Here is a 19,913-nt window from a genome sequence, read left to right on the forward strand (position 1 = left end):
GCGGAAGCCGCGCGCGGCCGGCGAGAAGTCCACTTTTTCGTACTGGTAGATGCCGAGGTCGGACAGCACGAACTCGGTCCAGTCCTGGTGGTAGTTGCCGAAGAAGATGAGGCGCAGCCGGTCGCACAGTTCCTGCGTGAGGTTGCGGTAGCAGTGGTCGCCCGAGTCCTGGTGCCAGTTGGAGTAGCGGTGCTCGCCGTCGTACTGCGCGCGCAGCGCCTCCAGTTGGTCGGCCTTGCGCAGTTGGCGCAGGTGAGGCGGCAATTGGAAGATCTTGCCGATCTCGGGCTTTTGCAGCAGCTCGAACAACTGTTCCAGGTCAAGTGCCGGGTCTTCCTCGATCAGGCCGAGGGCGGCCAATGGGCGAGCCGCCTCGTGCGTGCTGCCGATTTCCGCGTACACCAGTTTGCTGGCGCGGAACACCGTCCCCTTGCGCATCACCATGCGTACGAACAGCGCGCGCGAGGCTTGCGGCAGCGCGGGGAAGGCGGTGAGGAAGGCGCGCTCCTCGGCGGTGAGCAGATCGTCGTAGCGCGCGCCGATCCACGTCAGCACCTGATGGAAGTTGTCCAGGTAGTAAAAGGGATTTTCCAGAACTTTGATCATTGCCGGGGATAGCTGCGCGATAACTGTGTTTATGTACAGTGTATCGCATTTGGCGGCGCACGCCCAGCAAAATAAAAAGCCAGGCGCGCGGCCTGGCTGGCGGGAGGAGACGGGAAGGCTTACTTTTTCGCGGCCTTGGCCGGTTTGGCGGTGTTTTTCTCGACCAGCTCGCTGGCCTTGGCGATCTGCGCTTCGACTGCCTGCACGGCCTGCTTGGTGGCCGTGGTCACTTGTTCGTAGCCGTTGAAGGCGTTGTCGATCGCGGTCTTGACGATCTGCACGGCGTTTTCCGAGCCGGGACGCACGTTCTTGGTGACGTCGTAGATCAGCGCGCTGAGCGTGCTCTTGGCTTCGGTCATGTGGGCGTCGGCGGCGCGGGTGAATTCTTCGCGGATCTCGGCGATGATCTCGCCCAGCTGCTGGTTGTAGGCGGCGGCGCCGGCCATGCCGGGCTGGACCTTGGAGGCGGCCAGCGACATCGCCGCTTTCGGGTCGGTGCTCTGGCTGATTTCCTTGCCGGTAGCGAGGTTGTCTTCCAGCTGGTTCTTGGCGGTGGCCATGTTCAGGGCGACGACTTGTTCGACGCCTTGCACGGCTTTGCTGGTGAGGGTGTTGAAGGTTTCGAGTTGAAATTCAAACAGTGCTTTGGTGGCGTTGGCAAATTGTTCGGGATTCGTAAACATACAGTCTCCTCAAGATGATGAAATGTAGCCAGTACTGCCCTGGGTTTCCCCTGTTATTGCTGACCCATTATTTAGCAAGAACCAACTTTTCGCAACGGCTATCTTTATAGGGGCCCGAGTCCTTGACCCAGCCCGGACCCAGCGGTGTCTGCGAGCAGCTGAGGTAGTTGTCGATCTTGCTGCGCCATTTGTACCACGGCGCCGGTCCGGCGCTGAGGCTGGTGCAGAACAGGGCCAGCAGGATGGCCACGCTTCGTTTGATGTGGATCATGTCTTAAACCAGTTGTCGGGTGCAGACGCGGTTGCGGCCGCCATTCTTGGCAGCGTACAGCAATTCGTCGGCGGCGGCGATCATGTTGAGGTGGGCGTCGTGCGCCGACGTGGCGAAATCGATGCTGGCCACGCCGAAGCTGGCGGTGATGGCGATCTGCCGCCCTTCGTGTTCGACCGGCGTGGCGGCCAGCGCGTGGCGCAGCCGCTCGGCCAGCAGCGCGCCGCCGTCCAGGTCGGTCTCCGGCAGGATCAGCAGGAACTCCTCACCGCCGTAGCGCACCACGCTGTCGACGCCGTCGCGCGTCATCGATTGCAGCAGCGCGCCGAAACGCTGCAGCACGGCGTCGCCGCCGTTGTGGCCGTAGGTGTCGTTGACCGCCTTGAAATGGTCCAGGTCGCTCATGATGACCGTCAGGCACAGCCGGTAGCGCTGGGCGCGGGCGATTTCCGTTTCCAGCAGCTGTTCGTGCAGGTGGCGCCGGTTGTAGCAGCCGGTCAGCGGGTCGCGCACGGACAGGTTCTTCAGCACCATCTGGGCCTTGTACTCGTCGCGCAGCAGCAGCTGGTAGCGGCGCGCCGCCACGTAGCCGAACAGGTTGGTCAGCGTCAGCAGCGCGGCCATGGTGCCCAGCTCGACCCGGCGTAGCTCGCCCAGCCGGGCGGCCAGCGCGATGAAGCCCAGCGTGGCCGGCGCCGCGATCGCGGCCGCGTACAGCAGGCGGTTCGGAATGTAGATGTAGATCACAATCACCACGATGGCCATCGAGATCGCATGCAGCGAGAACTCGGCGGGGCGCAGCGCGGCGATCAGCAGGAAGCCGGCCGCGCCCGCGATTTCCACCACGCTGGCCACGCCGCGCGTGACGGGAATCGAGCCGGGCCGGCGCCGCAGCACGATCAGGCCGCCCAGTGCGACGCCGGCCACCGCCAGCCGCGCGCCCATCAGCATCGCCGTGCGCGGGCTGTAGCCCAGCCACGCCATGTCGGAGGCGGCGAAGCACAGGTAAAACAGCGAGCAGAAGATGAAGGTCACGCGCAGCTGCGCCTGCGTCATGGCCAGGTGGTGGCGCAGGAAGGCCCGCTCGGCCGCGGCGTCGCGAAATTCGCAGCGCAGGTTCGCCATGTCCATCTTCTCGGTCTGGGCAGGATGTGGGCGCACTGGATGGTCTCCCCGCTGGCTGCCGGCTGGTTGCCGGTCTGCTGCAAGCTATTATACGACCGCGATAATTGCGTGAAAGAAAATTATCAGGGCCGCCTCAGCACGGCGCGACGCGCGGCAGCCGCAGGGTGACCGTGGTGCCGGCCTCCGGCGCGCTGACGGTCTCGATGCGTCCGCCCAGCACGCCGGTGACGATGTTGTGCGTGATGTACAGACCCAGGCCGGAACCGCCGGCGCCGAGCCGGGTGGTGAAGAAGGGATCGTAGATGCGCGGCAGGTTGGCGGCCGGGATGCCGACGCCGTTGTCGCCGACCGAGACGGCGATCTCGCCGTTGCCGATGTCCTGCGCGCGGATCGTGATGGTGCCCTGCGTGCGGCCCTCGAAGGCGTGCGCGATGCAGTTGTCGATCAGGTTTTCCAGCGCCTGGCCCAGCGGGCCGGGATAGCTGTCGAGCTCCAGCCAGTGTTCGATCTCCTCCACCAGTTCCAGTCCGTGCCGCTTGACGTCGGCCTGCCTGGCCTGCAGCAGCTGCGCCACCAGGTCGCCCAGCACGAAGCGGCTGCGCTGCGAGCTGGTGTTGTCGACCGCGATGCGGCGGAAGCCATCCACCAGCGCGGCCGCGCGCTTCAGGTTGCGCAGCACGACGTCGTCGGCGTCGGCGGCCTGTTGCAGATATTCGGCCAGCACCGAGCGCCGCAGGCCGCCGTCCAGGTCGCGCCGCAGCGCCTCCGTGCGTTCGCTCATGCTGCCGGCCATGGTCAGGCAGTTGCCGATCGGTGTGTTGAGCTCGTGGGCCACGCCGGCCACCAGCGCGCCCAGCGCGGCCAGCTTGTCGCGCCGCACCAGTTCCTCCTGCGTCATGCTGAGGTTCTCCAGCGCGGTCGATAGTTCCTCGTTGGCGTGCTCGGCGTCCTCCTTGGCGCGCTGCAGCTCGGCCGTGCGGGCTTGCACCAGCTCTTCCAGATGCTCGCGGTGGCGCACAAGCTCGGCTTCGCGTCGGGTGCTGGCGATGGCGATGCCGGCCAGGTGGGTGGCGGCCTTGATCAGCTGGCGGTCCTCCCTGGTCGGGCTGCGCGATTCGCGGTAGTACATGGCGAAGCTGCCCAGCACGGTGCCGGGATCGAGCAGGATAGGCATGGCCCAGCAGGCGCGCAGGCCGTATTGCAGGGCCGTTTCCTGGTAGGGCGCCCACAGCGGATCGTTGAGGATGTCGCTGACCACCACGGTCTCCTTGCGGTGCACGGCGGTGCCGCAGGAGCCGGCGACCGGACCCGACGGCAGGCCGTCGATGGTCGCCAGGTACTCGGCCGGCAGGCTGGGGCCGGCGGCCACCTGCAGCGTGACGCCGTCCGGCGCCACCAGCATCACCGAGCACAGCACCGGCGGCGCCTGGGCCTCGATCAGGCGCGCCAGCTGGTCCAGCGTGTCCTTCAGCGGCGCGCCGCGCGCGATCATTTCCAGCACCAGGTTCTTGCCGTCGCGGAGTTCCTCGGCCCGCTTGCGGCTGCTGACGTCGACGATGCGGACATGCATCACCCGGTGTTCGGGCGTGTTCAGCGGCACCATGCGCAGCTCGCACGCCACCTGGCGGCCGGAACTGTGCCGCACCGTCAGCTCGTACACCTGCACGCCGCCCGCCATCACCCGGTCGACATAGCCGGCGAATGCCTCGGACGAGGCGCGGCCGTCCGGCTGGAGCGGCGGGCACAGGTCGGGCAGCCTGGCCTGCAGCAGCTCGGTTTCCGTCATGCCGAACAGCAGGCGGGTGGCGCGGTTGACGTCCAGCACGCGGTTGCTGCCGCGTTGCATCAGCAGGATGGCGTCCGGCGACCCGGCCAGCATGTGGTGGTAGTTCACTTCCAGCGTCGCCATGGTCGGCAGGCCGTCCGGCGCCGGCGCCGGCGTGATCGCCTTCAGTTGCAGCAGGATTTTTTCAGCCAGGTCCTCGGTGGGGAAGGACAGCGGCAGGTAGGCGCTGACGCCGGCTTCGCGGGCGCGTTCGCGCTCCTCGGGCGAGGGCGTGGACGACAGCAGGAACAGCGGCAGCTTGCCGCCGCAGGCGTCGCGCAGGCGCCCGCACAACTCCAGCCGCGCGCTGCCGGCCAGGGCCGCGTCCAGCAGCGCCAGGGCGACCTTGCCGCCGGCGGCCAGCGCCAGGGCCTCGTCGCCGCGCCGCACCTGCTCGACCGCCAGGCCGTGCGGGGCCAGCATGGTCCTGAGCGTGGCGAGATCATAGTTCGTGTTGGTGGCGATCAACACGACGTTGGGCTGGTCGGGAGGTGACGGCTGCATCATGGGTGGGGGGATCCGCTCCGCAGTACTTGGTGCAGCCAGTGTCACAGGATGGGCGTTCCCGGTCAAGCCTTTCAGCAGGACTAGGCCGCGGCCAGGGCGGCGGCCTCCTGCGCCTGCTGGATCAGCGGGAAGTTGTCCTCGATCCAGTCGACCAGCACCTCCAGCCGCTCGGCCGCCTGGCGCCCCAGCGGCGTCAGGCTGTACTCCACGTGCGGCGGCACCACCTGCTGCGCCACCCGCAGCACCAGGCCGTCCGTGGCCAGCGCGTCCAGGGTCTGCGCCAGCATCTTCTCGCTGACGCCGCCGATTTCCCGGCGCAACTGGCTGAAGCGGTGGGTGCCGTCCAGCAGCACCACCAGCACCAGCACGCCCCAGCGGCTGGTGATGTGGCCCAGCACGATGCGCGACGGACATTCCGCCGCCAGCACCTGGGCGCGCGGATCGCCCAGGTTGCCGGCCAGCGCCTTGCGCAGCGAGCGGCTTGATTTGACTTGGTTCATCTCGGATTCCTTTGGTCGCATGGGGTACTTACCAATTCGTACGTACTTACAATTAGTAAGTATAGGCCATATGATAGCACCAACCGCGCGGAAACCTCCCCGTGGCAGCCTGTTCAAAGGAGAAAAACATGATTATCGTTACTGGTGCAAGTGGCCAACTGGGCCGTCTGGTGATCGCCCGCCTGCTGAAAACCGTTCCGGCCGCGCAGATCGTCGCCGCCGTGCGCGACGTCGCCAAGGTGGCCGACCTGGCCGCGCAGGGCGTGCAGGTGCGGCGCGCCGACTATGCCGATCCGGCCTCGCTGGACGCCGCCTTCCAGGGCGCGACCAAGGTGTTGCTGATTTCGTCGAGCGAGCTGGGGCAGCGCGGCCCGCAGCACCGCAACGTGGTAGACGCCGCCGTGCGCGCCAAGGCCGGCCTGCTGGCCTACACCAGCGTGCTGCATGCGGATACATCGCCGCTGGCGCTGGCCGCCGAGCACCGCGACACCGAGGTGGCCGTGCGCGCCTCCGGCCTGCCGTACAGCTTGCTGCGCAATGGCTGGTATGTCGAGAACTACACGGGTGGGCTGGGCGCGGCGCTGGCGCATGGTGCGCTGGCCGGCGGCGCCGGGGAGGGGCGCATCGCTGCGGCGGCCCGCGCCGATTACGCCGACGCGGCGGCGGCCGTGCTGACCAGCGCCGGGCCGGTCCAGCAGGTGTACGAGCTGGCGGGCGACCAGGCGTTCACGCTGGCCGAGCTGGCGGTGGAACTGTCGCGCCAGTCGGGCAGGCAGATCCCATTCCACAACCTGCCGCAGCAGGACTACCGTGAAATGCTGGTGAGCGTGGGCCTGCCGGCGCCGCTGGCCGACCTGATCGCCGATTCGGATGCGCAGGCCGCCAAGGGCGCGCTGTACGACGGCAGCGGCACGCTGGGCAAGCTGATCGGCCGTCCGACCATCTCGCTGGCGGACGCGGTCAAAGCGGCGCTGTAATGAAAAAAGCCTCCATCTGCTTTTCAGCTCGAAGGAGGCTTTTTTGCGGAATTCTTGGTGCCCACGGAGGGACTCGAACCCCCACACCTTGCGGCACATGGACCTGAACCATGCGCGTCTACCAATTCCGCCACGTGGGCACTGTTACTGCTTGCTACTCTCTGCCGCGTGTTCTGCAACAGAGGCAGCATCATGCCGCATGGCGGCGCTGCCGTCAAGGACGTCTTGTGAAATACGTGCCGCCGGGCCGGGGCGGGGCAATGAAAAAAGCCTCCATCGGCTTTTCAGCTCGATGGGGGCTTTTTGCGGAATTCTGTGGTGCCCACGGAGGGACTCGAACCCCCACACCTTGCGGCACATGGACCTGAACCATGCGCGTCTACCAATTCCGCCACGTGGGCACTGTACTGCTTGCTACTCTCTGTCGAATGTTCTGCAACAGAGGCCAGAATCATAGGGGAGTGCCGCGCCCGCGTCAAGGGTGGAATGCTGATTTTTGAGAAAGATTGCATAAAGCCGCACCACAGATTTGCTGCTTGCTTGTTTGCTCACACTTTCGTAAGCTCCTGAATGCTGGCCCCGTCATCTGAGACCAAGGAGGTAGGCAATGGACATGTTGAGCAACTGGTTCGGAAGCCAGGGTTTTATGCCGCACGGCCACTGTTTTCTATGGATGCCATCCATCCTGTGGACGAGCGTGATTTCAGACGCCCTGATCGCGCTGGCCTACCTGACCATCCCCGTCACGCTGCTGTACTTCATCCGCAAACGACGCGACATGCCGTTCGACTGGATGTTCATCGCCTTCGGTGTCTTCATCCTGGCCTGCGGCGCCACCCACCTGGCCGACATCTGGGTGATCTGGCATCCCGACTACTGGCTGTCGGCGATCCTGAAGGCCATCACCGCCGGGGCCTCGGTGGTCACGGCCCTGGTGCTGGTGCGGCTGGTGCCGCTGGCGCTGCGCATTCCCAGTCCGGCGCAGCTGGCGGCCGTCAACGCCGAGCTGCAGCAGGTCAACAACGACCTGCGCGCCGCCATGGAGCGGGCCGAGGTGGCCAACCGCGCCAAGAGCGCCTTCCTCGCCTCGATGAGCCACGAACTGCGCACGCCGCTCAACGCCATCCTCGGCTACACGCAAATCCTCAAGCGCGACAAGGCGCTGACGCCGTCGCAGCGGTCCGGCGTCGGCACGATACAGCAGGGCGGCCAGCACCTGCTGGCGCTGATCAACGACGTGCTCGACCTGTCGCGCGTGGAGGCGGGCCGGATGGAGTTCCATCCCAAGCCGGTGCTGCTGGGCGACGTGCTGTCGGTGGTGGCCGACATCATGCGCGTGCGCGCCGAGCAGAAGCAGCTGCACTTCGAGCTGGAGCTGGTGGGCGGCCTGCCGGTGGCGATCAGCGCCGATGAAACCCGCCTGCGCCAGGTATTGCTGAATTTGCTGGGCAACGCCGTCAAGTTCACCGACCAGGGCACGGTGCGCTTGCGCGTCATGCCCCTGCCGGATGCGCCGCCGGAACAGGCGCGCTTGCGCTTCGAGGTGCGCGACGACGGCATCGGCATCGCGCCGGACCACATCGACGCCATCTTCCGGCCGTTCGAGCAGGTGGGCGAGGCGTCGCGCCGCGCCGGCGGCACCGGGCTGGGCCTGGCGATCAGCGGCCAGCTGGTGCGGCTGATGGGTGGCGAACTCAAGGTGGAAAGCACGCTGGGGCAGGGGAGCCGCTTCTGGTTCGATATTGCGGTGCCGCTGGCGGAGGCGCCGGCGCCGGCCAGCAACGACGGCCACAACGCCACCGGCTACCTGGGGCCGCGCAAGACCATCATGGTGGTGGACGACGTCGCCACCAACCGCGCCCTGCTGCGCGATCTGCTGGGGGCGCTGGACTTTCGCATGCTGGAGGCCGACAGCGGCGTCGCCGCCCTGCACCAGATGCAGGCGGCCTTGCCGGACCTGGTGTTGCTGGACATGGTGATGCCGGACATGGACGGCATCGAAACCACGCGCCGCCTGCGCGCCGACGCCCGCACCACCCACATGCCGGTGTTGATGATTTCCGCCAGCTCGACGCCGGAAGAGGAGGAGCGCTCGCTGCAGGTGGGCGCCAACGCCTTCCTCAGCAAGCCGGTCGACGAGCACGAACTGCTGCGGGAAATCGGCGCGCAACTCAAGCTGGAGTGGAGCACGGCGACGCAATGAAAAAAGCCCCCATCTGCTTTTCAGCTCGATGGAGGCTTTTTGCGGAATTCTGTGGTGCCCACGGAGGGACTCGAACCCCCACACCTTGCGGCACATGGACCTGAACCATGCGCGTCTACCAATTCCGCCACGTGGGCACTGTTACTGCTTTGCTGCTCTCTGCCGCGTGTTCTGCAACAGAGGCCCGAATCTTAAAGGAGGGATGCTACCCCGTCAATAGAGATTTCGTGCTTTTACGAAATAATTCCCCGTGAGGCCGGACGGCGCCATGAAAAAAGCCCCCATCTGCTTTTCAGCTCGATGGAGGCTTTTTTGCGGAATTTGTGGTGCCCACGGAGGGACTCGAACCCCCACACCTTGCGGCACATGGACCTGAACCATGCGCGTCTACCAATTCCGCCACGTGGGCACTGATGCTTCTTAACAACTCTGCTATTATAGCGACGGGGAGAGTTTCGCGCCAGATGAACTTTCGTTCCATACTGCACATCAACCCTGTCTAGCAATTCCCGCTTTGCCGCCGTTTTTCAACGTTGTCGCTGCGAGAGACCAAGATTATAGAGGAATTTTGCGGGATGTCAAATGGCTCGACCTAAAAAATCCGCCGGAATTCGCAACGCCGTCCGCAAATTAGTCAATCAGGGCGTTTCCAAGTACACTACGCCTGTCGTCGTGTCATATATATGCACCTGACGATTTTGCCAGGCCGGATTTCCTCTGAACACTGTCAATAATAACTACAGAAATACTTTTGAACCAATCTACTCATACCATTCCCAGCCGGGAGGAAATTCTCGGCATCTTCCGCAGCGCCAAGGCGCCGCTCGATCTGCGCGCACTGTCGAAGTCGCTGAAGGTCGCGACCGAGGCCCAGGCCGTGTTGTCGCGCCGCCTGAACGCCATGCAGCGCGACGGCCAGATCGTCTCCGACGACAGCGGCCACTTCTCGCTGGCCACCGAAACCGGCTTCATCTCCGGCCGCGTCAGCAGCCACAAGGACGGCTTCGGTTTCGTGATTCCGGACGAGCCGGGCGAGGACCTGTTCCTGCCTGAGAAGGAAATGCAGAAAGTGCTGCATGGCGACCGCGTGCTGGCCAAGGTGGTCGGCGTCGATCGCCGCGGCCGCTCGGAAGGCACCATCGTCGAGGTGGTGCAGCGCGCCAACACCCACATCATCGGCCGCCTGTTGAACGAAAACGGCGCCTGGATCGTCGCGCCGGAAGACCAGCGCATCGCCCAGGACATCCTGGTCGAAGGCTCGGTCGGCAAGGCCAAGTCGGGCCAGGTCGTCAGCGTCGAATTGACCGAGCAGCCGATGCGCTTCAAGCAGCCGGTCGGCAAGGTCGTTGAAATCCTGGGCTCGCTGGACGACCCCGGCATGGAGATCGAAATCGCCGTGCGCAAGTTCGGCGTGCCGCACGTGTTCTCGGACGCCGCGCTCAAGCAGGCCAACAAGCTGCCGGACCACGTGCGCGACGCCGACCTGGGCGAGCGCGTCGACCTGCGCGACGTGCCGATGGTCACCATCGACGGCGAAGACGCGCGCGACTTCGACGACGCGGTCTACTGCGAACCGGTCAAGATCGGCCGCACCAACGCCTACCGCCTGATCGTCGCGATCGCCGACGTCAGCCACTACGTCAAGCCGAACGACGCGCTGGACGCCGACGCGCTCGAGCGCAGCACCTCGGTCTACTTCCCGCGCCGCGTGATTCCAATGCTGCCGGAGAAGCTGTCCAACGGCCTGTGCTCGCTGAACCCGGCGGTCGACCGCTTGACGCTGGTGTGCGACGCCGTCGTCACCGCCAAGGGCGAGATCAAGGCCTACCAGTTCTATCCGGCCGTGATCCACTCGGCCGCGCGCCTGACCTACACCGAAGTGGCCGACATCCTCGGCAACACCAAGGGCCCCGAGGCGGCGCGCCGTCCCGGCATCGTGCCGCACCTGCTGAACCTGTACGAGGTGTACCACGCGCTGCTGAAGGCGCGCACCGAGCGTGGCGCGATCGACTTCGAGACCACCGAAACCTACATCGTCTGCAACCCGTCCGGCAAGATCGAGAAGATCATCCCGCGCACCCGCAACGACGCCCACAAGCTGATCGAAGAATGCATGTTGACGGCCAACGTTTGCGCGGCCGACCTGCTGATCCGCCACAAGCATCCCGGCACCTACCGCATCCACGCCAGCCCGACCGCCGAAAAGCTCAAGCAGGTCCGCACCTTCCTCAAGCAGGTGGGCCTGAACCTGAACGGCGGCGACAAGCCGACCGCCGGCGACTACGCCGCGCTGATGAAGCAGGTCAAGGAGCGTCCGGACGCGTCGCTGCTGCAGACCATGCTGCTGCGCTCGATGCAGCAGGCGGTCTACTCGCCGGACAACATCGGCCACTTCGGCCTGGCGTACGAGGCCTATGCCCACTTCACCAGCCCGATCCGCCGCTATCCGGACTTGCTGACGCACCGCGCCATCAAGGCCATCCTGCTGGGTAAAAAGTACGAGCCGAAAGTGGCCAGCACCAGCGTGCTGAACACGAATGTCTCGAACGCCACCCGCAAGCAGCAGGCCAAGGACAAGGCCGAGGGCAAAGAAAAGAAATCCGGCGACCTGACCGTGTGGGACGCGCTGGGCGTGCACTGCTCGGCCAACGAGCGTCGCGCCGACGAAGCGTCGCGCGACGTCGAGGCCTGGCTCAAGTGCTACTTCATGCAGGACAAGCTGGGCGAGGAATTCACTGGCCTGATCACCGGCGTGACCACCTTCGGCATCTTCGTGCAGCTGGACCAGCTGTTCGTTGAAGGCCTGGTGCACGTGACCGACCTCGGCGCCGATTACTTCCAGTACGACGACGCCCGCCACGAGTTGCGCGGCGAACGTACCGGCAAGAAGTTCCAGCTGACCGACCGCGTCAGCGTGCAGGTGGTGCGCGTGGACCTGGAGGCGCGCAAGATCGACCTGCGCCTGGCCGGGGCCGACGCGCCGCCGCCACGCGCCGAGAAAGGCGATGCGCCGTCCAAGGACCGCAAGACCAACGTCAAGCCCGGCCCGTCCGTGCCGAAAGCGCAGCCAGCCAAAGCTGCCGCCAAGCCGGCGGCCAAGCCCGCCGCCAACGGGCGCGGTGGACGCAAGACTAATGCCGGGGCGGCTGCTCCGGTAGCACCCCGAGCAGCGAAGACTGTCTCAAAAAGTAAAAAGAAGCGATAAATGAGTAAGAATAAAATGATTTTTGGTTTCCACGCCGTGACCTCGCGTTTGCGTCATGAGGCTTCGTCCGTGGAAGAGATTTTTGTCGACATGGGCCGCGACGACCGCCGCATGAAGGACCTGATCGCCAACGCCAAGGCGGCCGGCGTGCGCGTGATGCCGGTCGACTCGGCCCGCCTGGACAAGATCGTCGGCACCCGCCGCCACCAGGGCGTGATCGCCTTCGCGTCGCAGTTGGCGCTGGCGCGCAACCTGGACGAACTGCTGGACGCCATCGAAGGCCCGCCGCTGCTGCTGGTCCTGGACGGCATCACCGATCCGCACAACCTGGGCGCCTGCCTGCGCGTGGCCGACGGCGTCGGCGCGCACGCGGTGATCGTACCGAAGGACCGCGCGGTGGGCCTGAACGCCACCGCCGCCAAGGTCGCCAGCGGCGCGGCCGAGACCGTGCCATACATCACCGTCACCAACCTGGCGCGCACCTTGCGCGACTTGAAGGACCGCGACATCTGGCTGATCGGCACCTCCGACGACGGCGAGAAGGGCCTGTACGAAGCCGACTTCACCGGCCCGACCGCGCTGGTCATGGGTTCGGAAGGCGAGGGCATGCGCCGCCTGACCCGCGAGACCTGCGACATGCTGGTCAGCATTCCAATGTTCGGCTCGGTCGAGAGCCTGAACGTTTCCGTCGCATCCGGCGTCTGTCTGTACGAGGCACGCCGCCAGCGTATCGCCAAAGAGATCTAAGCGATACGACCAGCCGGCGGCCTGCTACGAGGGCCGCTGGTTTCCCCTCCTTGCAAGCCGCTTCCCAGCAACCACCGACCGAATACGCTACCATGAGCGTTTCCGTTGCAATCCCGTACACCCCATGTTCCATCACCTGCGCCAAGACATCAACAGCATCATCGAACGCGACCCCGCGGCCCGCAACGCCTGGGAGGTGCTGACCTGCTACCCCGGCCTGCAAGCCATCGTCATGCATCGCTGGGCGCACTGGTGCTGGACGCGCAAGATGAAATGGCTGGGCCGCTTCATCTCCTACCTGGCGCGCATCGTCACCGGCATCGAGATCCACCCCGGCGCCACCATCGGCCGCCGCGTGTTCATCGACCATGGCTTCGGCGTGGTGATCGGCGAGACCGCCGAAGTGGGCGACGACTGCACCATCTACCAGGGCGTGACGCTGGGCGGCACCTCGCTGCACACCGGCGCCAAGCGCCATCCGACGCTGGCGCGCGGCGTCATCGTCGGCGCCGGCGCCAAGGTGCTGGGCGGCTTCACGGTGGGCGAGTACGCCAAGGTCGGCTCCAACGCCGTGCTGTTGAAGCCGGTGCCGCCGGGCGCCACGGCGGTCGGCAATCCGGCGCACATCGTGCAGAAAGAGCCGGCCTCGGCGGTGAGCGCCACGGCCAACCTGTTCAGCGCCTACGGCGTCACGCCGAACGGCGACGATCCGCTGTCGAAGGCGCTGCACGGCTTGATCAACCACGCCGTCAAGCAGGAAGAGCAGATCGAACGCATCCTCGCCACGATGAAGGCGGCGGGCTTGCACTGTCAGGGCGTGCCCGACTGTGATAAATTGAATTCAGACCAACTCAACAAACTCGTTGAATAAGGATGCCGCATATGGAATCGTCGCCCGATGGCGTGGAAGTGCTGGACCCGTTTGAAATCCGCGTGCTGGCCGTGCTGGCCGAGAAGGAGGCGCTGACGCCGGATAACTATCCGCTGTCGCTGAACGCGCTGGTCAACGGCTGCAACCAGTTGTCGAGCCGGGATCCGGTGATGGCGCTGTCTGAAGAGACGGTGGCCGACGTGCTGCAGCGGCTGATGCAGCGCAAGTACGTCAACGGCATCACGCAGGCGGGCGCGCGCGTGACCAAGTACGAGCACCGCATGCGTATCAAATGGTCGCTGGAGCAGGACAAGCTGGCCGTGCTGACCATCCTGATGCTGCGCGGCCTGCAGACCGCCGGCGAGATCCGCACCCGCACCGGCCGCCTGCACGACTTCAAGTCGGTGGGCGACGTCGAGCTGGCGCTGCAATTCCTGATCGACAAATATCCGCCGCTGGTGTCGCGGCTGGCGCTGGCGCCCGGCACCAAGGAGCCGCGCTACGGCCAACTGTTGGGCGGCGAAGACGCGCTGGCGCGGGAAGAAACCGCCGCCAGCCTGGGCGGCTCGGTCAGCGCGGCGGGGCAGGGCGGCCGCGTCGCCGCGCTGGAGCAGGAAGTGCAGCAACTGCGCCAGCAAGTCGAAGACCTGACCGCGCAGTTCGCCGAATTCCGCAAACAATTCGAATAAACAATTTGGGGTCAAGTCTGACATTCGGACACGGGCTCTGCTGTAGCGCGCCGCTACAGATGTCACTTATACAAATCTGAAGCTGCCGGAATGTCAGACTTGACCCCACCGGGCTTACTCGAAGGTGAACTCGATCAGGGCATCGTTCGAGTAGGTTTTGTCGTTCAGCGGCACCGAGTAGTTTTTTCCATCCTCGCCGACCTTGAGCTCCAGCCTGTGCGTGCCGTCCACCAGCGTGGCGCTGGCGATCGCCCGGTCGCTGCGCATGCTCATGTCGAAGTCCTTGAACGAGCACCAGTCGGTGGTCAACATGAGCGTGTTGATCGTCGCGCGCACCAGGAAGGGGATGTAGTTCTTCGCGATCGCGACCAACACCCGGCACTCCAGCCGGATGTCGCCCAGGCGCCGCATGTCGGCCGGCACGCCGGCGCTGCGCACGTCCGGCATCCAGCCGTAGTAGCTCTTCTTCTGGTTCAGCACCACGTCGGCGTTGTCGCGTTCCGCCTCCGCGCTGCGCGGCAGCGTGAAACTGTGGTCCTCCGCCAGCGGCACCGGGATGTCGGTCTCGCTGCCGGACAGGCGCACCACCAGGTTGTCGAAGGCGCCTTTGGGCGCCTTCTTCTTGGCGTGCAGGCGGAAGCGCAATTGCTGCGCATCCGGCGCCAACGCGTGCTGGCTGTCGAAGGCGTCCAGGCCGGACAGCATGTAGCGGTAAGGCTGCATTTCCGGGCTGCGGCTGCCATTGATGACGACAACCTGCTCCGATCCGGTTTCCGTTTCCGCCGCCGTGGCCGGCAGCGCCGCCACGGCGGCCGCCCGCAGCGCGGCGGTCATCAAGTGTGTGCCCGCCACGCCTAGCCTTCCTCGCGGCGGCGGCGCATCCAGACTGCGGTGGCGATCATCGCCACGCCGGCCGCGACGCCGAGCCAGACGCTGATGCCGCCCAGCGTGCCCCACGAGCCGCGGAAGATGGTCTCCGGCACCGCCATCCGCTGCGCTTCAAGCTGCAGCGGCACATGGTCGGCCTCGAACATGATCCACGATCCGGGAATCGCGCCCAGCAGGATGCGGTCGACGATGCGGGTGACGAACCAGCTGGCGTCGAAGCCGAAGTGCAGCATCTTTTCCGCCCATACCAGCAGCAGCGACGTCACCAGCGGCGTGCCGACCGCCCACAGGAACACCTTGGAGCGCACCATGCTCGACACCATCAGCAGCCAGCCCACCGTCGGCAAGGCCCACAGGATGTAGACCGGCAGCAGGCCCACCAGGCGCAGCGGCGTCAGGTAGAAGTCCGGGGACATCAGCAGGGCGCCGAACAGGTTGGTGCCGTGCGCCAGCACCGCGCCGCACGCGGCGAACAGGATCAGCAGCGACAGCACGGTGCCGATTCCCAGCGTGATCAGCGGCGCCACCACCAGCGCCAGCGTGGCCTTGGACAGCACGGTCGACAGGTCGGACACCGGCAGCGATTTCCAGAACAGGATGCTGCGGTCGCGCCGCTCGTCGTTGAGCGCGCCCAGGCAGTAGAAGAACACCACGAAGCTCAGCACCATCAGCACCGGCATGGCCGACACCATGTAGGCCTGCGACATGGTCTGGACGATGCGCGTGCGCGCCGTGCCTTCGATCGTGACCGAGCCGATCGAGACGGCCTGGTCGCCATCGTTGAAGTTGAGGTGGTTGCCCATGATGATGGAACCGAGCGCCAGCGCCGCGATCAGCGTGGCGATGACGGCGGGCGCCCAGACCAGCATGCCCTTGTGCTCCCACAGCTCGCGCCTGATCAGCCATTTCATCGTTTTCATGCGTAGGTTCCTTTCATCGATGCGACAAACAGGTCGGCGACGCTGGGCGTGCGCAATTCCCCGAAGGTCGACAGTTGCAGGCGCGGCACGCCATCGAACAGCATGATGGGCTTGCCGAACACGGTGCGCTGGCTCATCGGCTGCAGCGCGTTGGCGGCCGCCACGAACTGCGGCTCGACCATGACCTCGGTGAAGCGCTCGCCCACCTCGTCCATCGACGCCGCCAGCGAGATCCTGCCGTCCTGGATGAACATCAGGTCGGTGAGGATGTGCTCGACCTCCTCGATCTGGTGGGTGGTGATCAGGATGGTCTTGTTCTCGTCGAAGTAGTCTTCCAGCAGGTTCTGGTAGAACTGCTTGCGGTACAGGATGTCCAGGCCCAGCGTCGGCTCGTCGAGCACCAGCAGCTTGGCGTCGATCGCCATCACCAGCGCCAGGTGCAGCTGCACCACCATGCCCTTGGACATGGCCTTGACCTTCATGTTCGGCGTGAGCTTGGTGTTGGCCAGGTATTTCTCGGCCTTGCTGCGGTCGAAGCGCGGATGCACGCCTTCCACGAAGGCTATCGCGTCCTTGACCTTGAGCCACTTCGGCAGGATGGCGACGTCGGCGATGAAGCAGACCTCGTTCATCAGCGCCTCGCGCTGGCTGCGCGGGTCCAGGCCCAGCACCGTCAGCTCGCCTTCGAACTGGGTCAGGCCGAGGATGGCCTTGAGCGTGGTGGTCTTGCCGGAACCGTTGGGGCCGATCAGGCCGACGATGCGGCCGGCCTCGACCGTGAAGCTGGCGCCATTCAGCGCGGCCTGCTTGCCATAGGTTTTGCTGAGGTTGCCAGCCGTGATGACCGCGCTCATGACGCACCTCCGGTGGCGATGGGCTTGAGCAGGGTTTCCAGTTCCAGGCCCAGGCGGCGGATGCGTTCGAGCATCAGCGGCCATTCTTCGCTCAGGAAGCGTTCGCGTTCAGTGGCCAGCAGTTTGTCGCGGGCGCCGTCAGTGACGTACATACCTAGTCCCCTTCTTTTTTCTACGAGCGTTTCGTCCACCAGTTCCTGGTAGGCGCGAGATACGGTGATCGGATTGAGTTGGTAATCGGCGGCCACCTGCCTGACCGAGGGCAGGGCGTCGCCGGGCTTGAGCAGGCCGTCGAGCATCATGCCGATGACCTTGTCCTTGAGCTGCCGATATATCGGCGCATTGTCATTCCAGCCTATCGTGGACATACATGTGGTCCCCTTGGTGTGTGTTGATGGAGTGGTGTTGTAGTGAACTATAACACTAGAATTTGAAAAAGCAAGCGCTTCGCGCCTTACGTTGTTTTTTTCATCAGCGCCAGCGCGTTGGGCAGGGCGGCGCCGCTGGCGGTGTTGTCGAAGATGACCCAGCCGTCCTTGTCGGCCAGGTAGGCGGCGACGCTGTCGAGGTATTCGTCCGTGTAGGCTGAGTAGTACATGCGCGGACTGCCGTGCAGACGGGCGTAGATCATGTCGCAGGTCGGCACGTGGGGGCCGGGCTGGCCTGCGGGCGGATCGGCGATCACCCTGGCGACGTTGTGGGCTTGCAGCAGCGCGGTGCCCGTCGCGGAAAACCAGCTCGGGTGGCGGGCCTCGCAGGCGACGGCGCATCGGAACAGGGCGGACAGGCGGGCGAACAGCGCGTCGGCCGGCGCCGTATCCAGCGCCAGGCTGGGCGGCAACTGCACCAGCACGCAGCCCAGCTTGGCGCCGAGGGCGCCGGCCTCGCCGGCAAAGCGCGCCAGCAGCTCATTGACCTCCTTGAGCCGGTGATCGTGCGTGATGCTGCGCGGTAGCTTGACCGAGAAGCGGAAATCGTCCGGCACGTCGTCCGCCCAGCGCGCATAGGTCGAGGCCTGGTGCGGCCGGTAGAACGAGGAGTTGATCTCCACCGCGTTCATGACCCGCGCGTAGCGCTGCAGATGGCTGCCGTCCGTGGCGAAGTGCGGCGCCGACGCACGGTCGATACTCCAGCTTGCGCAGCCAATTCGCGTGTGGGTCATAATGTGGGCGATCCGCTATTTTCAGAAAGACGACATGACCGATCTTAAACGTTACGCCCGAATTGCCGCGCCGCTCATGTTGGCTGGCCTGCTGGCCGCCTGCTCCACGCTGATCGGCCCGCGCCAGGTGGAGCTGCCGCAGGCGCGCCTGCAGCAGAACCTGGACCGCAAGTTCCCCGTGCGCCATCGCGTGCTGGGCGTGTTCGAAGTGGAGCTGAGCCATCCGCAGCTGGACATCCTGGCCGAGAACGACCGCGTGGCACTGACCCTGGACGTGAACGTGGCGCCGCTGCTGGCGCGCCAGTCGTGGCATGGCAGCATGGCGGTGTCGGGCCGCCTGAAGGTGGACAATGTGCGCAACACCATCTACATCAGCGATGCCCACGTGGACCGTTTCGTGGTCGACGGCATGGATGAGGGCAAGCAGAACCAGATCGCCAGCGTGGCCAACCTGCTGGGCGAGAACACGCTCAAGGATGTGCCGGTCCACACCTTCCGGCCGGAAGACCTGCGCTACGCCGGCGTGCAGTTCGTGCTGACCGGGATCAGCACCCGGCCCGGCGCGCTGGTCGCCAACCTCCAACCGGCGCAATAAGCGTCAGACGAAGCCGAGGTTGCGTGCGCTGGCGTTGTAGTTGGCCAGGTTGGGCAGCATGGCCAGCAGGTCGGTGTTCGACACACCCAGCCAGCTGCCCAGCGTGGCCGCGTATTGCTCGATCGACGTGGTCGGCAGCAGGCGACCCTGGCCGACATCGTCCGGGCCGTTGCTGGCCACCACCGGCGCCTTGCCGTAGTAGCGGCCGCCCTTGACGGCGCCGCCCAGCATGAAGTGCATGCTGCCCCAGCCGTGATCCGAACCGTCGTTGTTGCCGCTCAGCGTGCGGCCGAAGTCCGACGCGGTGAAGGCCGTCACCTGGTTGGCCACGCCCAGCTCCACCGTGCTCTGGTAGAAGGCCGCCATCGCATCGGCCACGCTCTTCAGCAGGCCAGGATGCACCTTGACCAGGCCGTCGTGCGTATCGAAGCCGCCCATCGACACAAAGAACACCTGCCGCTTGGCGCCCAGCGTCGAGGCGCAGGAGATCATGCGCGCCACCATCTTCAACTGGTCGCCCAGGCTGTTATTGGCGGGGAAGGCCGTGTTGATGGCCGGCGCGCCCGCCAGCGCCGAGGTCAGCACGTCGTTGGCCGAAATGGCCCGCTGCGTCACGCGCGCATACTCGGACTGCATCAGGTTGCTGTGCTGCTGCGTGATCAGCGTGCGCAGGGCGTTGCTGCAGCTGGCGGAGCCGAACAGCGGGCTCTGGAAGGCGCTGAACGGCACCGAGCCCTTGGTCGACACCTGGTACTGCACCGCCTCCTTCCCGGACAGGTACACCGCGTTGCCGGAGACGTTGACGCAGGTGAAGGTGGCGTTGCCGTTGCCCGACTCGAACAGGTCGCCCATGCGTCCGCCCCAGCCCGAGGTCGCGCCTTCCGGCATCGACGATTGCCATTCGGATTGCTGGTCGTTGTGCGAGAACAGCTTGGACGGCAGCGGCACCGACTTGGCCAGGTACTGCTGCTTGCTGGTCGGATGCACCAGCGTGCCGACGTTGAGCAGCACGCCCATCTTGCCGGCGTTGAATATCGGCAGCAGCGGCGCCAGTTCCGGCGCCAGCGCGTACTGGTGGGCCACGCCGTTGACGTCGACCGGCGGCGCGGCCGTGTTGAGCACGGTGGCCGACAGCGCGCTCTGCTGGTAGGCCAGCGTCGAGCGCAGCGCGTAGTAGGCGTTGTAGCTGGCGGCGTCGTACGGCACCAGCGTGTTGGCGTAGTCGTTGCCGCCGTACAGGAACACGCAGACGATGGCCTTGTAGTCGCTGGCGGTGGCGGCCGCG

The 19,913-nt window shown here is 65.6% G+C and carries 18 protein-coding genes, 4 tRNA genes and 1 pseudogene; 7 read left to right on the top strand and 16 right to left on the bottom strand.

Annotated elements, in window-relative coordinates; translation table 11 throughout:
- From HUX88_RS31310 to HUX88_RS31335, 6 genes and pseudogenes are all read right to left on the bottom strand, one after another.
- A pseudogene (locus tag HUX88_RS31310) lies at positions 1–606 on the bottom strand (VRR-NUC domain-containing protein); the annotation flags it as partial.
- A 119-nt stretch (positions 607–725) separates the two neighbouring features.
- Entirely contained in the window at positions 726–1,289 is a 564-nt protein-coding gene (locus HUX88_RS31315) for a phasin family protein (protein ID WP_117009931.1), read from the bottom strand.
- Between the two features lie 67 nt (positions 1,290–1,356).
- Positions 1,357–1,560, bottom strand: a complete 204-nt coding sequence (locus tag HUX88_RS31320) for a hypothetical protein (protein WP_117009932.1) — start codon at positions 1,558–1,560, stop codon at positions 1,357–1,359.
- A 3-nt stretch (positions 1,561–1,563) separates the two neighbouring features.
- Positions 1,564–2,721 carry a GGDEF domain-containing protein gene (locus HUX88_RS31325; RefSeq protein WP_373886866.1) on the bottom strand — a complete coding sequence of 386 codons (1,158 nt, stop codon included), beginning with the start codon at positions 2,719–2,721 and terminating at the stop codon, positions 1,564–1,566.
- Between the two features lie 97 nt (positions 2,722–2,818).
- A complete protein-coding gene (locus HUX88_RS31330; protein WP_117009934.1) occupies positions 2,819–5,017 on the bottom strand; it encodes an ATP-binding protein in 2,199 nt (732 codons plus the stop codon).
- Between the two features lie 80 nt (positions 5,018–5,097).
- On the bottom strand, positions 5,098–5,517 hold the full coding sequence (locus tag HUX88_RS31335) for a helix-turn-helix domain-containing protein (protein ID WP_161090673.1): 420 nt from the start codon (positions 5,515–5,517) through the stop codon (positions 5,098–5,100).
- A 128-nt stretch (positions 5,518–5,645) separates the two neighbouring features.
- On the opposite strand from HUX88_RS31335, the gene HUX88_RS31340 reads away from it, so the two are divergent.
- Positions 5,646–6,494, top strand: a complete 849-nt coding sequence (locus HUX88_RS31340; protein ID WP_176364307.1) for an NAD(P)H-binding protein — start codon at positions 5,646–5,648, stop codon at positions 6,492–6,494.
- A 55-nt stretch (positions 6,495–6,549) separates the two neighbouring features.
- Here HUX88_RS31340 and HUX88_RS31345 read toward each other — a convergent pair.
- Together HUX88_RS31345 and HUX88_RS31350 are read right to left on the bottom strand one after the other, a co-directional pair.
- Positions 6,550–6,634 (bottom strand) — tRNA-Leu (locus HUX88_RS31345).
- A gap of 176 nt (positions 6,635–6,810) precedes the next feature.
- Positions 6,811–6,895 (bottom strand) — tRNA-Leu (locus HUX88_RS31350).
- A gap of 272 nt (positions 6,896–7,167) precedes the next feature.
- On the opposite strand from HUX88_RS31350, the gene HUX88_RS31355 reads away from it, so the two are divergent.
- A complete protein-coding gene (locus HUX88_RS31355; protein WP_217916519.1) occupies positions 7,168–8,697 on the top strand; it encodes an ATP-binding protein in 1,530 nt (509 codons plus the stop codon).
- 52 nt (positions 8,698–8,749) lie between these two features.
- Here the strand turns inward: HUX88_RS31355 and HUX88_RS31360 are convergent.
- Together HUX88_RS31360 and HUX88_RS31365 are read right to left on the bottom strand one after the other, a co-directional pair.
- Positions 8,750–8,834, bottom strand: a tRNA-Leu gene (locus tag HUX88_RS31360).
- Positions 8,835–9,021: 187 nt separating this feature from the next.
- Positions 9,022–9,106: transfer RNA gene (locus HUX88_RS31365), tRNA-Leu, on the bottom strand.
- A gap of 342 nt (positions 9,107–9,448) precedes the next feature.
- On the opposite strand from HUX88_RS31365, the gene rnr reads away from it, so the two are divergent.
- From rnr to HUX88_RS31385, 4 genes are all read left to right on the top strand, one after another.
- Positions 9,449–11,902 carry a ribonuclease R gene (gene rnr, locus HUX88_RS31370; RefSeq protein WP_176364309.1) on the top strand — a complete coding sequence of 818 codons (2,454 nt, stop codon included), beginning with the start codon at positions 9,449–9,451 and terminating at the stop codon, positions 11,900–11,902.
- Positions 11,903–12,649 (top strand): 23S rRNA (guanosine(2251)-2'-O)-methyltransferase RlmB, encoded by a 747-nt coding sequence (gene rlmB, locus HUX88_RS31375; RefSeq protein WP_117009938.1) that lies wholly within the window; start codon positions 11,903–11,905, stop codon positions 12,647–12,649.
- Positions 12,650–12,773: 124 nt separating this feature from the next.
- Positions 12,774–13,520, top strand: coding sequence for a serine O-acetyltransferase (gene cysE / locus HUX88_RS31380; protein ID WP_117009939.1), 747 nt, complete (start codon positions 12,774–12,776; stop codon positions 13,518–13,520).
- A gap of 11 nt (positions 13,521–13,531) precedes the next feature.
- Positions 13,532–14,209: a YceH family protein gene (locus HUX88_RS31385; RefSeq protein ID WP_176364310.1), complete on the top strand. Its 678-nt coding sequence runs from the start codon at positions 13,532–13,534 to the stop codon at positions 14,207–14,209.
- A 114-nt stretch (positions 14,210–14,323) separates the two neighbouring features.
- Here the strand turns inward: HUX88_RS31385 and HUX88_RS31390 are convergent, their stop codons facing one another.
- The 5 genes from HUX88_RS31390 to HUX88_RS31410 form a co-directional block, all read right to left on the bottom strand.
- Positions 14,324–15,061 (bottom strand): hypothetical protein, encoded by a 738-nt coding sequence (locus HUX88_RS31390; RefSeq protein ID WP_176364311.1) that lies wholly within the window; start codon positions 15,059–15,061, stop codon positions 14,324–14,326.
- Between the two features lie 2 nt (positions 15,062–15,063).
- Positions 15,064–16,017 carry a hypothetical protein gene (locus HUX88_RS31395; protein WP_117009942.1) on the bottom strand — a complete coding sequence of 318 codons (954 nt, stop codon included), beginning with the start codon at positions 16,015–16,017 and terminating at the stop codon, positions 15,064–15,066.
- Positions 16,014–16,871 carry an ABC transporter ATP-binding protein gene (locus HUX88_RS31400; protein WP_176364312.1) on the bottom strand — a complete coding sequence of 286 codons (858 nt, stop codon included), beginning with the start codon at positions 16,869–16,871 and terminating at the stop codon, positions 16,014–16,016. The genes HUX88_RS31395 and HUX88_RS31400 overlap by 4 nt, the downstream gene beginning before the upstream one ends.
- Positions 16,868–17,239, bottom strand: a complete 372-nt coding sequence (locus HUX88_RS31405) for a GntR family transcriptional regulator (RefSeq protein ID WP_176364313.1) — start codon at positions 17,237–17,239, stop codon at positions 16,868–16,870. The genes HUX88_RS31400 and HUX88_RS31405 overlap by 4 nt, the downstream gene beginning before the upstream one ends.
- Positions 17,240–17,325: 86 nt before the next feature.
- Entirely contained in the window at positions 17,326–18,033 is a 708-nt protein-coding gene (locus HUX88_RS31410; protein ID WP_176364314.1) for a DUF72 domain-containing protein, read from the bottom strand.
- Between the two features lie 34 nt (positions 18,034–18,067).
- On the opposite strand from HUX88_RS31410, the gene HUX88_RS31415 reads away from it, so the two are divergent.
- On the top strand, positions 18,068–18,628 hold the full coding sequence (locus HUX88_RS31415) for a DUF1439 domain-containing protein (protein WP_176364315.1): 561 nt from the start codon (positions 18,068–18,070) through the stop codon (positions 18,626–18,628).
- A gap of 3 nt (positions 18,629–18,631) precedes the next feature.
- On the opposite strand, the gene HUX88_RS31420 is transcribed toward HUX88_RS31415, so the two are convergent.
- A partial coding sequence (locus tag HUX88_RS31420) for a DUF1501 domain-containing protein (protein ID WP_176364316.1) occupies positions 18,632–19,913 on the bottom strand: 1,282 nt, incomplete at its 5' end.

Origin of the sequence: Duganella sp. BJB1802 (assembly GCF_013369445.1) — a bacterium.
Classification (GTDB): Bacteria; Pseudomonadota; Gammaproteobacteria; order Burkholderiales; family Burkholderiaceae_D; genus Rugamonas; species Rugamonas vulcania_A.

Coding starts and splice junctions, on each gene's coding strand:
- HUX88_RS31315 (WP_117009931.1), bottom strand. CDS start 1,289: ATGTTTACGAATCCCGAACAATTTGCCAACGCCACCAAAGCACTGTTT.
- HUX88_RS31320 (WP_117009932.1), bottom strand. CDS start 1,560: ATGATCCACATCAAACGAAGCGTGGCCATCCTGCTGGCCCTGTTCTGC.
- HUX88_RS31330 (WP_117009934.1), bottom strand. CDS start 5,017: ATGATGCAGCCGTCACCTCCCGACCAGCCCAACGTCGTGTTGATCGCC.
- HUX88_RS31335 (WP_161090673.1), bottom strand. CDS start 5,517: ATGAACCAAGTCAAATCAAGCCGCTCGCTGCGCAAGGCGCTGGCCGGC.
- HUX88_RS31340 (WP_176364307.1), top strand. CDS start 5,646: ATGATTATCGTTACTGGTGCAAGTGGCCAACTGGGCCGTCTGGTGATC.
- HUX88_RS31355 (WP_217916519.1), top strand. CDS start 7,168: ATGCCATCCATCCTGTGGACGAGCGTGATTTCAGACGCCCTGATCGCG.
- rlmB (WP_117009938.1), top strand. CDS start 11,903: ATGAGTAAGAATAAAATGATTTTTGGTTTCCACGCCGTGACCTCGCGT.
- cysE (WP_117009939.1), top strand. CDS start 12,774: ATGTTCCATCACCTGCGCCAAGACATCAACAGCATCATCGAACGCGAC.
- HUX88_RS31385 (WP_176364310.1), top strand. CDS start 13,532: ATGGAATCGTCGCCCGATGGCGTGGAAGTGCTGGACCCGTTTGAAATC.
- HUX88_RS31395 (WP_117009942.1), bottom strand. CDS start 16,017: ATGAAAACGATGAAATGGCTGATCAGGCGCGAGCTGTGGGAGCACAAG.
- HUX88_RS31400 (WP_176364312.1), bottom strand. CDS start 16,871: ATGAGCGCGGTCATCACGGCTGGCAACCTCAGCAAAACCTATGGCAAG.
- HUX88_RS31405 (WP_176364313.1), bottom strand. CDS start 17,239: ATGTCCACGATAGGCTGGAATGACAATGCGCCGATATATCGGCAGCTC.
- HUX88_RS31410 (WP_176364314.1), bottom strand. CDS start 18,033: ATGACCCACACGCGAATTGGCTGCGCAAGCTGGAGTATCGACCGTGCG.
- HUX88_RS31415 (WP_176364315.1), top strand. CDS start 18,068: ATGACCGATCTTAAACGTTACGCCCGAATTGCCGCGCCGCTCATGTTG.